Source organism: Streptomyces phyllanthi (genome assembly GCF_009377205.1).
GTDB classification, from domain to species: domain Bacteria; phylum Actinomycetota; class Actinomycetes; order Streptomycetales; family Streptomycetaceae; genus Streptomyces; species Streptomyces phyllanthi.
Genome location: NZ_VJZE01000278.1, coordinates 1 through 12,139, shown reverse-complemented (window position 1 = coordinate 12,139; position 12,139 = coordinate 1). Strand labels below are relative to the sequence as shown.

At 71.0% G+C, this 12,139-nt stretch carries 10 protein-coding genes and 1 pseudogene; 5 read left to right on the top strand and 6 right to left on the bottom strand.

Translation table 11 applies throughout. The features are described 5' to 3' along the window. Positions 1–63 precede the first annotated feature (63 nt). From FNH04_RS30075 to FNH04_RS30050, 6 genes and pseudogenes are all read right to left on the bottom strand, one after another. Positions 64–858, bottom strand: coding sequence for an FAD:protein FMN transferase (locus FNH04_RS30075; protein ID WP_152788930.1), 795 nt, complete (start codon positions 856–858; stop codon positions 64–66). Continuing rightward, complete coding sequence (locus tag FNH04_RS30070) at positions 851–1,990, bottom strand: FMN-binding protein (RefSeq protein WP_152788929.1); 1,140 nt, start codon at positions 1,988–1,990, stop codon at positions 851–853. Before FNH04_RS30070 ends, FNH04_RS30075 begins: the two co-directional genes overlap by 8 nt. A 61-nt stretch (positions 1,991–2,051) precedes the next feature. Beyond that, on the bottom strand, positions 2,052–3,434 hold the full coding sequence (locus FNH04_RS30065) for a ferredoxin reductase family protein (protein ID WP_322724229.1): 1,383 nt from the start codon (positions 3,432–3,434) through the stop codon (positions 2,052–2,054). A gap of 230 nt (positions 3,435–3,664) precedes the next feature. Continuing rightward, the gene (locus FNH04_RS30060) at positions 3,665–4,366 is read right to left on the bottom strand and encodes a L,D-transpeptidase family protein (protein ID WP_152788928.1); all 702 of its coding nucleotides are present in this window, start codon (positions 4,364–4,366) and stop codon (positions 3,665–3,667) included. A 3-nt stretch (positions 4,367–4,369) separates the two neighbouring features. Beyond that, a complete protein-coding gene (locus FNH04_RS30055; protein ID WP_152788927.1) occupies positions 4,370–4,957 on the bottom strand; it encodes a pyridoxamine 5'-phosphate oxidase family protein in 588 nt (195 codons plus the stop codon). 141 nt (positions 4,958–5,098) lie between these two features. After that, positions 5,099–5,539 (bottom strand): annotated as a pseudogene (locus FNH04_RS30050) (hypothetical protein); the annotation flags it as partial. A gap of 372 nt (positions 5,540–5,911) precedes the next feature. Between FNH04_RS30050 and FNH04_RS30045 the strand changes: the two are divergent. From FNH04_RS30045 to FNH04_RS30025, 5 genes are all read left to right on the top strand, one after another. Beyond that, positions 5,912–7,105 carry an argininosuccinate synthase gene (locus tag FNH04_RS30045; RefSeq protein WP_322724227.1) on the top strand — a complete coding sequence of 398 codons (1,194 nt, stop codon included), beginning with the start codon at positions 5,912–5,914 and terminating at the stop codon, positions 7,103–7,105. Positions 7,106–7,258: 153 nt separating this feature from the next. Beyond that, entirely contained in the window at positions 7,259–8,692 is a 1,434-nt protein-coding gene (gene argH / locus FNH04_RS30040; protein ID WP_322724225.1) for an argininosuccinate lyase, read from the top strand. Between the two features lie 96 nt (positions 8,693–8,788). Continuing rightward, on the top strand, positions 8,789–9,760 hold the full coding sequence (locus FNH04_RS30035) for an aldo/keto reductase (protein ID WP_152788924.1): 972 nt from the start codon (positions 8,789–8,791) through the stop codon (positions 9,758–9,760). Positions 9,761–9,839: 79 nt separating this feature from the next. Beyond that, positions 9,840–10,391 (top strand): TetR/AcrR family transcriptional regulator, encoded by a 552-nt coding sequence (locus tag FNH04_RS30030; RefSeq protein ID WP_228031698.1) that lies wholly within the window; start codon positions 9,840–9,842, stop codon positions 10,389–10,391. Beyond that, complete coding sequence (locus tag FNH04_RS30025; RefSeq protein WP_152788922.1) at positions 10,388–11,971, top strand: MFS transporter; 1,584 nt, start codon at positions 10,388–10,390, stop codon at positions 11,969–11,971. Before FNH04_RS30030 ends, FNH04_RS30025 begins: the two co-directional genes overlap by 4 nt. Positions 11,972–12,139 lie beyond the last annotated feature (168 nt).

Sequence of the window (12,139 nt, the reverse complement as noted above, 5' to 3'; positions counted from 1 at the left end):
AACTTGCGTGGGGTCTGTGCGGGCCCTTGTGGGGAGAGCCCTTGTGCTGTGGGGTGGGGAGCCTCAGCCCAGGCGCGCGGCCAGCCCTCCGGTGCAGCGGACCTCGTCGCCCGCCGTGATGAGCAGGGCCTCGGTGTCCGGCAGGGACTCCAGCCAGCTCAGCGCCTGCCGGGAACCCATCGCGAACGCGGCGGTCGCCCAGGCGTCGGCCCAGGTCAGCCGAGGGCCCACCACGGTCACGGCGACCAGGTCGGTGACCGCCGACTTGCCGGTGCGCGGGTCCACGATGTGCGCGCCGCGCTCGGCGGTGCCCGAGGTCGCCACGGCCAGCTGCTCGGTGCCCGCGGCGGAGACCACCGCGGCCAGCGCCCCGGGCCGGAGCGGGTCGGACACACCCACCCGCCACGGCCGCTGCGGCCCCGGAGTCCCGCACAGCTGTACGTCACCGCCGCCGTTCACGCTCACTCCGGTCGCCCCGGCCGCGACCAGGTGGAGGGCGGCCCGCTCGGTGGCCCACCCCTTCACGATGCCGGTCGGGTCGAAGGTCCCCTGGAAGGTGGCGTTGAACCAGCCCTCGCTCAGCCGCTCGGCCTCGGAGCACAGCCCGAGGATCTCGGCGACCTCCGGATCGCACTCCTCGATGGTCAGCTCGCCCCGGGCCAGCCGCGAGATCTGGCTGTCGTCCCGGTAGGTGCTGAACACCTCGTTGACGAGGTGCAGTCCGGCAACGGCCTCCTCCAGTGCGGCCTTCATCGCAGAGGGCTCTCCTCCGCGTACGTCGAAGGAGAAGACCGTGCCCATCACCTCCTCGACATGGCGCAGTTGCGGCGGCGCCGGCGCCTCGGAGGGGTCAGGCATTGTCCAGGGCGGACTGGAGGGACTTCTTGTAGCCCGCGCTGGTGTAGGTGGCACCGGAGACGGCATCAATGTCGGCACTCCCTGCTGCGACGGCTGCCTGGTTGAGCTTGGGGATGGCGTTACCGCTGATCTGGGTGGAGCGGCCGCCCGTGGGCATCTGCACGGCCTCGGCCTTGGTGATCTTGCCGCCGCTGAGCGTGACACGGACCTGGACCGGCCCGTACTCGGTCTTGACGACCTCGCCCTGGAGCGTCTCGCCCTGCGCCTGCGCGCTGCCGGATCCGGAGCCCTGGGACCCGGACTCCTGCCCCCCGGACTCCTGCTGGGAGCCCGACTCCTGGCCACCGGCCTCCTCGGCCCCCGAGCTCTGCGCGCTCTCGGCCTTGTCCAGGGCCGACTGCAGCGACTTCTTGTATCCGGCGCTGGTGTAGGTGGCACCGGAGACGGCGTCGATGTCGGCGCTGCCCGCGGCGACGGCCGCCTGGTTGAGCTTCGGTACGGAGTTGCTGCTGATCTGGGTGGAGCGGCCGCCGCTGGGCTTCTGTACGGCCTCGGCCTTGGTGATCTTGCCGCCGCTGACGGTGATGCGGACCTGGACCGGCCCGTACTCCGTCTGCTCGACGTCACCCGTGACCGTCTGGGCCTGCGCGCTGCCGGAGCCGGAGCCGGCGCCGGAACCGGATCCGGAATCGGACCCCTGCGCGCTGCCGGCCTTGTCGAGGGCGGACTGCAGCGACTTCTTGTATCCGGCGCTGGTGTAGGTGGCACCGGAGACGGCGTCGATGTCGGCGCTGCCCGCGGCGACGGCCGCCTGGTTGAGCTTGGGTATCGAGTCGTTGCTGATCTGGGTGGAGCGGCCGCCGCTGGGCTTCTGTACGGCCTCGGCCTTGGTGATCTTGCCGCCGCTGACGGTGATGCGGACCTGGACCGGCCCGTACTCCGTCTGCTCGACATCGCCCGTCATCGTGCCGTTGGCGGCGGCCTGAGCCCCCGCCTGCCCCTGCGGCGCGACCGACTGCCCATCCGCGGCCGCCGGGTCCGACGACGGCTTCAGCGACAGCAGCAGCACGATTCCGGACACCGTGGCGGCACTGGCGAGCAGGACCCGCCGAATGGGATGGCTCTTCTTCATCGCTCCTGAGCTCCTAGCTCCGATAAGTCGCGTAAGTCCGCTGAACCCCGAACCTCGTCGCTCACATCTCGAACGACTCGTGATGGATGCGGCGGGTCGGCACACCGGCGCCGCGCAGCGCGCCGTACACCTGCTGTGCGAAGCCGGGCGGCCCGCACATGAAGACATCGTGTTCGTCGATGTCCGGGATCTTGCGCCGCAGCGTCTCCGGCGAGATGTCGGGGCGCTCGCCCTCGGGGCTGTTCACCGCGTACATCAGCCGGGCCCCGCGCTCCTCGGCGATCGCCGACAGCTCGTCCCACAGGGCCAGGTCCTGGGTGCTGTTGGCCCGGTACAGCAGGGTCAGGTCGCCGGCCGCGCCGGGCAGCGTCTCGAACAGCGCCCGCATCGGCGTGATGCCCACACCGCCGGCCACCAGCAGCACCTTGCCCTTGCTGCGCTTGCCCGCCGTCAGCGCGCCGTACGGGCCCTCGGCCCACACCCGGGTGCCGGGCTCTAGATCGCGCAGCGCCGAGCTGTGGTCGCCGGCCGCCTTCACCGTGATGCGCAGCATGTTGGGGCGGGGAGCCGCCGACAGCGAGTACGGGTGCGAGCTGAACCGCATGCCCGGCGCGAGGAACCGCCAGCGGAAGAACTGCCCGGCCTCCGCGCCCATCCGGTGCAGCTTCCGCCCGCTCATCAGCACCGAGACGACACCCGGCGCCTCCTCGATGACGGCCTCGACGCGTAGCCGGTGCCGCATGTTCAGCCGGATCGGTGTGAAGATCCGGTACCACACCACCAGTGCCGTGACCGTCCCGTACAGCGCGTACCAGACGGTCTTCGCGACGGGCTCCACGACGAACTCGTTGCCCGTGGACAGCTGGTGCCAGAACGTCATGAACGTGGCCACGTACGTCAGCAGGTGGACGTGGTACCAGAGGTCGTACGGGATCCTCCTGCGCACCGGCCCCATCGAGATCAGCCCGATGAACACCAGCACCCCGGTGCCGATCGCGGCCTTGCCCATGTCCGGCAGCTGGTTGATCGAGTCGATCGTCTGCTGCACGATGTCGGCGAAGGTGAGGCCGGCCTGGAGGGCGTACCCGTACATCGTCAGCACGACGTGGGCGACGACCAGGGAGATCGTGTACCGCCCGCTCATCGCGTGCCAGCGCGCCACCCGGTCCGAGCCCACCCGGCGCTCCAGCGCCGGCACCCGGGCCATCTGCAGCACGACCAGCGCCATCAGGTACCCGGCGAGCAGCCCGGTGATCCGGCCCGCGGCCAGCCACTTGCTGGCGGTGTCCGCCAGGGACGGCGTGTTGCTCCACCACAGCCAGATCACCCCGGCCGCGCCCGCCCATACGGCGAGCAACAGTGGGACGGCGGGGGAGCGTCGGGGGCGGATGCGGCGCATCGTCTGGCGCCGCGCGGCGCGGCCGCCTGCGATCGTGGTGGTCACGGTTCCTCCGTGGTGGCGAGCAAGGGGTGAGGCGTCTCCCTTGGCCCTCAGATACGTGCCGCGACCGCAGAGTGTTCAGAGGCGGGCGTAGTCGGGTGCGGAGGGTGTGACTGGCGGTAACCCCAGCGCTCCTGTCGGGGCCGCGGGGAACCGCGCGACACGCCGCGGCGAAGCCAACGGTCGCCGGCGGACCGCGGTCCCACGGCGCTCCCGCGCGGCCTTCGACGCGCCTAATACCGCGTGATGGCCGTGGCCCCGTCCGCCGTCCCGATCGCGATGTGCGGCTTCCGCCCGGGATCGGCCCACGCCAGGATCCGCCGCATCGCGTCCCGGGACACGGACACGCAACCGGCCGTCGCCCCCTCCCCGTTGACGTGCAGGAAGATACCGGCGCCGCGCCCACGGACGGGCGCGGCGTAGTTGAAGCCGATGACATAGGCGTACGCGTACTGGGTGCCGTACGTGATCAGGTGCTCGGCCTGGGCGGAGCGGCAGTCGGCCGCGCGGGGCTCGGTCCAGCGGTTGTAGGAGCGGGAGTCGTTGTCCTGGCACCACCAGGAGTCGCCGTGGACCCGCCGGTACGGCGCCCTCGTGCCGGCGGGCGCCTCCTCGATCCCGAAGGCGTACGGGAGGTCGTACAGCCCCGTGGGTGTGGTGTTCGTGCCCTGTACGCGGGAGCGGCCCTCGGCGAGTCCTCTCGCGCCGAAGCGCGCGGCGGCCGAACCCGCCCTCACCCAGCGGCCGCCCTGCCGGTCCCACCAGGTGACCGTGCCCGTGGTCGACGAGGTGCCCGCGGCCTCGGCGGTGATCAGCTGGGTGCCGCCGCCGGTGTCGGCCATGCGGTCGGGGAGCGGTGCCGGGCCGGGGAGCGTGGCACCGAGGACGAGGCAGGCGGAGGCGAGGGCGGCAGCGGCGGCGACACCAGGGGGCATGTCTCAGACGCTAGAGGGAGGCAGCGGCAACGGCAGCCCGGGTAGGCCGTCCAGGCTCGTCGCGATGTGCTCCTTCTTGGCGAAATAGGCGCTGAGTGAGGCGTCGTCCTCCCGCGCGAAGCGCTTGCCGTGCAGGTCGCGGTCCTCGTCGTACGCCATGTACGGCACCGCGTACCCGCAGGAGTCACGCACGACGTCGGCCCGTACGACGATGATCGCGCGCAGGCCGTGCGGGGTGGGGTCGATGTCCGGGAAGTGTGCGAGCAGGTCCGCGAAGCGCGGGTCGTCGCGGAAGACGGGCTCGCCGCGGCCGTGCACGCGGACGATGTTGGGCGGGCCCTGGAAGGCGCACCACATGAGGGTGATGCGGCCGTTCTCCCGCAGATGGGCGATGGTCTCGGCGTTGCTGCCGGCGAAGTCCAGATAGGCGATGGTGAGGTCGTCGACCACTACGAAGGAACCCTTGAGGCCCTTGGGGGAGAGGTTGACCGTGCCGTCGGCGGAGAGGGGGGCGGTCGCCGTGAAGAAGAGGGGCTGCGCCTCGATGAAGGCGCGCAGGCGGCCGTCTATGCGTTCATAGGTCTTTCCCATGTCAAACGATTGTCCGGCAAAGCCTTTCGCCTGTCTAAGGATTTGTGTTTCCGGTGCCGGACAACGCTGTTGCCGCCCCGGCCGGTGAGTGCACGGGGCGGCAACAGCGTTGTCACTCGCTGAGAGCGCGGATGGTCACTGGTTGAGCGTGCAGGGTGCGAGTGCTTCGAGGCCTTCGGGCTTCGCGGCGACGCGGCCGATGGCGGTCTCGATGCGGTTCAGTGCGGCGACGCGCTTGTCCTCGAGCGGGCCGAGGATGGCGTTCTGGACGAAGTTGGGGCCGCCCTGGCCGACGGTGTCGATGAGGCGCTGGTTGGCCTCCTGGATCTGGGTCTCGAGCTGGGCGAGGTTGCGGTCGACCTCGGCCTGGGCGGCGGCGGGGATCTCCGGCAGGCTCCCCTCGACCGCCGGGCAGCTGATGGTGCCGGGCGACGCCTTGGTCGAGGCGGAGTTGTTGCTGTTGTTGGAGGTCTCCCCGGCCAAGGCGGACCCGGCGATCACCGCCCCTGACAACACCACCGCGGCAGCGCCGCCGATCATGAATACGCGGCGCTTGTGGTACTTCGGAAGAGCCCTGGACATGCGGATGCCTCACTCGGGTCGGGGGATTCGGGGCCGTCGACCGCCGGTCTGCGGGACGGCCCGGTCCTCTGATTCCTGTGTTTACAAACGCGGCGCCTGCGTTCGGGGAGAGGTACGAGGAAGGGCGTTCCCTCGTTCAAACGCCTCTGAAATTCGTTCAACTTCTTCCGTGGGCCCGCTGTGCGCCCCGGCGGGCCCACTCGGAGCCGCAGGCCGGAAGGTGAATCCGGGCACCGCCCAGGACCTGCCCGGCGGGCCGGGGCCGGACGGGCTGTGACGCGCCCCCAGCTGCTCCGTCACCCCGAGATTGACGAACCATGCAGACTCCTGCATACTCATGCATGTCAGCGAATGCACTGTGAGGAGAAACCCGTGACCGAGCGCGTCGTACTCGCCTACTCCGGCGGTCTGGACACCTCCGTCGCCATCGGCTGGATCGCCGAGGAGACGGGCGCCGAGGTCATCGCCGTTGCCGTGGACGTCGGCCAGGGCGGCGAGGACCTGGACGTCATCCGCAAGCGCGCGCTCGCCTGCGGTGCCGTCGAGGCCGAGGTCGCCGACGCCAAGGACGAGTTCGCCGACGAGTACTGCCTTCCGGCGATCAAGGCCAACGCCCTCTACATGGACCGCTACCCGCTGGTCTCGGCGCTCTCCCGGCCCACGATCGTCAAGCACCTCGTCGCCGCCGCCAAGAAGCACGGTGCCACCACCGTCGCCCACGGCTGCACCGGCAAGGGCAACGACCAGGTCCGCTTCGAGGCCGGCATCGTGGCCCTCGCCCCCGACCTCAAGTGCATCGCCCCGGTCCGCGACTACGCGATGACCCGGGACAAGGCCATCGCCTTCTGCGAGGCGAAGAGCCTCCCCATCGCGACCACCAAGAAGTCCCCGTACTCCATCGACCAGAACGTCTTCGGGCGTGCCGTCGAGACCGGCTTCCTCGAGGACATCTGGAACGGCCCGATCGAGGACATCTACGAATACACCCAGAACCCGGCCACGCCCCGCGAGGCCGACGAGGTGATCATCTCCTTCAAGGAGGGCGTCCCGGTCGCCATCGACGGCAAGCCCGTCACCGTCCTCCAGGCCATCCAGCAGCTCAACGAGCGCGCGGGCGCCCAGGGCATCGGCCGGATCGACATGGTCGAGGACCGGCTCGTCGGCATCAAGTCCCGCGAGGTGTACGAGGCTCCGGGCGCCATCGCCCTGATCACCGCCCACCAGGAGCTGGAGAACGTCACGGTCGAGCGCGAACTCGCCCGCTACAAGCGGCAGGTCGAGCAGCGCTGGGGCGAGCTCGTCTACGACGGCCTGTGGTTCTCCCCGCTCAAGCGCGCCCTGGACGGTTTCATCAACGAGGCCAACCAGCAGGTCAACGGCGACATCCGGATGACCCTGCACGGCGGCCGCGCCGTCGTCACCGGCCGTCGGTCGGAGACGTCCCTCTACGACTTCAACCTCGCCACCTACGACACCGGCGACTCGTTCGACCAGGCCGCGGCCAAGGGCTTCATCGACATCTACAGCCTGTCGGCGAAGATCGCCGCCAAGCGCGACCTCGCGTAGGCCGCAGGTCCGCGCGGGCATCGCCGCCGCGGCGGGCACCTCACACGCACTAGCCTGACAGCCGCCTCCTCACGTCCATCCGTGGGGAGGCGGTGGCACATCCAGAGGGACCATCCAGGTGGTCCGTCCACACCCTCTCTAGGAGCAACGCAAGTGAGCAGCAACAGCGGTGACGTACGGCTCTGGGGCGCCCGTTTCGCCGACGGCCCCGCCGAGGCCCTGGCGAAGCTGTCCGCGTCCGTCCACTTCGACTGGCGGCTCGCGCCGTACGACATCGCCGGTTCCCGCGCCCACGCGCGCGTGCTGCACAAGGCGGGCCTGCTCACTCAGGACGAGCTGGCCCGGATGATCGCGGGCCTGGACCAGCTCGAAGCGGACGTGGCGTCGGGCGAGTTCACCGGCACCGTCGCCGACGAGGACGTGCACACGGCCCTGGAGCGGGGTCTGCTGGAGCGCCTCGGCCCCGACCTCGGCGGCAAGCTGCGTGCCGGCCGCTCCCGCAACGACCAGGTCGCGACCCTCTTCCGCATGTACCTGCGCGACCACGCCCGCACCATCGGCGGACTGGTCGCCGAGCTCCAGGACGCGCTGATCGGCCTGGCGGAGGCCCACCCGGACGTGGCGATGCCCGGCCGCACCCACCTCCAGCACGCCCAGCCGGTCCTCTTCGCCCACCACGTCCTGGCCCACGTCCAGTCCCTCTCGCGGGACGCGGAGCGCCTGCGCCAGTGGGACGAGCGCACAGCCGTGTCCCCGTACGGCTCGGGTGCCCTGGCGGGCTCCTCCCTCGGCCTCGACCCGGAGGCGGTCGCCGAGGACCTCGGCTTCGAGCACGGCAGCTCGGCCAACTCCATCGACGGCACGGCCTCCCGCGACTTCGTCGCCGAGTTCGCGTTCATCACCGCGATGATCGGCGTCAACCTCTCCCGGATCGCCGAGGAGGTCATCATCTGGAACACGAAGGAGTTCTCCTTCGTCACCCTCCACGACGCCTTCTCGACGGGCTCGTCGATCATGCCGCAGAAGAAGAACCCGGACATCGCGGAGCTGGCCCGCGGCAAGAGCGGCCGGCTGATCGGCAACCTCACCGGCCTGATGGCGACCCTCAAGGCCCTGCCCCTCGCGTACAACCGCGACCTCCAGGAGGACAAGGAGCCGGTCTTCGACTCCATCGACCAGCTGGAGGTCCTGCTCCCCGCCTTCACCGGCATGATGGCCACGCTGACCGTCCACCGCGAGCGCATGGAGGAGCTCGCGCCGGCCGGGTTCTCCCTCGCCACCGACATCGCCGAGTGGCTGGTCAAGCAGGGCGTGCCGTTCCGGGTCGCGCACGAGGTGGCCGGCGAGTGCGTCAAGGCCGCCGAGGCCGAGGGCAAGGAGCTGGACGAGCTGACCGACGACCAGTTCGCGAAGATCTCCGCCCACCTCACCCCCGCGGTCCGCTCGGTTCTCAACGTCCCCGGCGCCCTCGCCTCCCGCAACGGCCGCGGCGGCACCGCCCCCAGCGCGGTCGCCGTCCAGCTCACCGAGGTCAAGGCGGACGTCGCGGCGCAGCACGCGTGGGCGACCGCCAAGGACAGGAAGTAACGCGCGCGGAGTGAACCACCAGGCACACGCGTAAGCGAGGGCATCGCGGATACGTTTGGTCATGAGCCGTATGGAGCCGACCGAACGGAACCCGCGATGCCCTTCGCCCGCCTCGCCCAAGCGACGACTCCCACCTGCCACATCGGCCTCGGCCTGGCCGCCGTCGGCCGCCCCGGCTACATCAACCTGGGCCGCGAGGCGGACCTCCCCGCCGAACGCACGGTCGAGGCCCTGCGCTCCCGCAGCCACGAACTCCTCGACGCCGCCTACGCGCAGGGCGTGCGCTACTTCGACGTGGCCCGCTCCTACGGCCGCGCGGAGGAGTTCCTCGCCGACTGGCTGAAGGCCCGCCCCGGCATCGACGACATCGTGATCGGCAGCAAGTGGGGCTACACGTACACCGCGGACTGGCGCGCCGACGCCGAGGTGCACGAGGTCAAGGACCACAGCGCCGAGACGTACGAGCGGCAGCGCGCCGAGACCGCCGCCCTGCTCGGCGACCGGCTCGACCTCTACCAGATCCACTCGGTGACCCCGGACAGCCCGGCCCTCACCGACAAGGAACTGCACGCCCGGCTCGCCGAGGCCGCGGCGCAGGGCACCACGATCGGCTTCTCCACCAGCGGCCCCGCCCAGGCCGAGGCGATCCGCGCCGCGCTCGCCGTGACCGTCGACGGCGAGCCCCTGTTCCGTACCGTCCAGTCCACGTACAACGTCCTGGAGACCTCGGCCGCCCCCGCGCTCGCCGAGGCGCACGACGCCGGGCTCACCGTGATCGTCAAGGAGGGCATGGCCAACGGGCGCCTCGCCGGGCCCCTCGCTCCGGAGCCGCTCCGGGCCGTCGCCGAACAGTCCGGACTGGGCACCGACGCGGTCGCCCTCGCGTTCGTGCTGTGCCGGCCGTGGGCGGGCGTCGTCCTGTCCGGCGCGGCGACCGCGGTCCAACTCGCCTCCAACCTGCACGCCGCCGTCGTCGACCTCGACGAGGACCGGTCGGCCAGGCTCGACGCACTCGCCGAGGAGCCGAACCTGTACTGGGGGCGGCGCGGACAGCTGCGCTGGCACTGAGAACGACGTGACCAAGGGGCAGTGAGACAGGCGCACCCGTCATGAGACGCGAATGTCTCATATGGTTTACACTTGTCTCATGCCCCTCGATCGTGACCATGTGCTCCGCCGTGCCGCGGCCCTGCTGACCCGGAAATCCACCGCCACCATGGACGAGGTCGCCAGGTCGGCCGGGATCAGCCGGGCCACGCTGCACCGCCACTTCGCCGGGCGCGACGCCCTGGTACGGGCGCTGGAGTCCCTCGGTATCGAGGAGTGCGAAGCCGCGCTGGACACGGCCCGCCTGGACGAGGGGCCCGCGAGTGACGCCGTACGGCGCCTCGTACGGGAGATCGAACCCGCCGCCGGACTCCTCGCCTTCCTCTACGGCGAGAACCAGCTGTTCGAAGGCGAGGGCCAGAACGAGGGCTGGGCCCGGCTCGACGCGCGGATCGCAGCGCTGTTCCGGCGCGGCCAGGAGAGCGGCGAGTTCCGGATCGACCTCACCCCGGCCTGGCTCACCGAGGCCCTGTACGGACTCGTGGCCTCCGGCGCGTGGGCCGTACTAGACGGCCGCGTGGCCACGAAGGACTTCCAGTTCATGATCACCGAGTTGCTCCTCGGTGGCGCTCTACGGAGAGAGGAACCATGACCAGCACCCGGCAGCGGACCGCGACCGCGACGGAGGTGACCGCGACCGAGGCACGCCCGGGGCGCTGGCTCGCGCTCTCCGTGCTCGTGCTCGCCGTGCTGCTGGTGGCCGTCGACGCGACCGTCCTGGGCCTCGCCACCCCGTACATCAGCGAGGACCTGAGGCCCTCGGGCGCGCAGCTCCTGTGGATCGGTGACGTCTACTCGTTCGTCATCGCGGGCCTGCTCGTCTCCATGGGCGGCCTCGGCGACCGTATCGGCCGCAAGAAGCTGCTGCTGACCGGCGCCACGGCGTTCGGCGCGATATCCGTGCTCAACGCCTACGCCGTGACACCGGAGCTGATGATCCTCGCCCGGGCGCTGCTCGGTGTTGCGGGCGCGACCCTGATGCCCGCCACGCTCGCCCTGATCCGCAACCTCTTCCACGACCCGCGCGAACGCAGCCTCGCCATCGGTGTCTGGGGAGCTACCGCCTCCGCCGGCACCGCGGTCGGCCCCATCGTGGGCGGGTTCCTGCTCGAGCACTTCTGGTGGGGCTCGGTCTTCCTGATCAACCTGCCCGTGATGGCCGTCCTCGTCCTGGTCGGCATCAGGCTGCTGCCCGAGTCGCGCACCCCGGACCCCGGCCCCTGGGACCTGACCAGCGTCGCGCTGTCGCTCGTCGGCATGCTCGGTGTGGTCTACGCGGTGAAGGAGGCCGCGACCCACGGACTCTCCCTGGACGCGCTGAGCGCCGCCGCGCTCGGTGGCGCGGCGCTCTTCTGGTTCGTACGGCGCCAACTCACGCTGCCCAGCCCGCTGCTGGACATGCGGCTGTTCCGCAACCGAGGCTTCTCCGGGGCCGTACTCTCCGATCTGCTGACCATCCTCGGCATGTCCGGTCTGGTCTTCTTCCTCTCCCAGTACCTGCAACTCGTCCAGGGCAGGCGGCCGTTCGAAGCGGGACTCGCGGAACTGCCCGCCGCCGTGGGCGCGGTCGCCGCCGGTCTGGTCGCGGGCACGGTCGCCCGGCGGTTCTCCGTGCGGTCCGTGGTCGCGGGCGGGCTCGCGGCCGTGGGGCTGGCGCTGGCCGCCCTCACGCTCCTCGACGAGTCCACCGGCTATCCGCTGATCGGTGCCGCGCTGCTGGTGGTGGGTGTCGGCGCGGGCTTCTCGTTCACCGTGACCGCCGACGTGATCCTGGCAGGCGTACCCAAGGAGCAGGCCGGCGCCGCGTCCGCGGTCTCGGAGACGGCGTACGAGCTGGGCGCGGCCCTGGGTATCGCCCTGCTCGGCTCGATCGTCACCGGCGTCTACCGAGGCTTCCCGACCCCGCCGGGCACTCCGCCGGAGGCCCATGAGTCGCTGGGAGGCGCCACGCAGGTGGCGTCTGCCCTACCGGCGGACCACGCCCACGCCCTCATGACGGCAGCCCGTGAGGCCTTCACCGACGGCCTCACGGCAGCGGCGGGCGCCGGCGCAACGGTCCTACTGGCCGCGTCGGCAGCGGCCTGGCTCCTGCTGAGGGACCAGCACTTGGAGGACGAGGCACAGGCAACTGCGCAAGAACCCCAACGATCCCGCACCCACCCACGGAGGTGAACCCCCCGGTGAGGGGCGCGGGGAACTGCGCGAGAACCCCCAACGATCCCGCACGCATCCACGGAGGCGAACCCCCCGGGTCAGGGGCGCGGGGAACTGCGCGAGAACCCCAACGAACCCGCACCCACCCACGGAGGTGAACCCGCCGGTGAGGGGCGCGGGGAACTG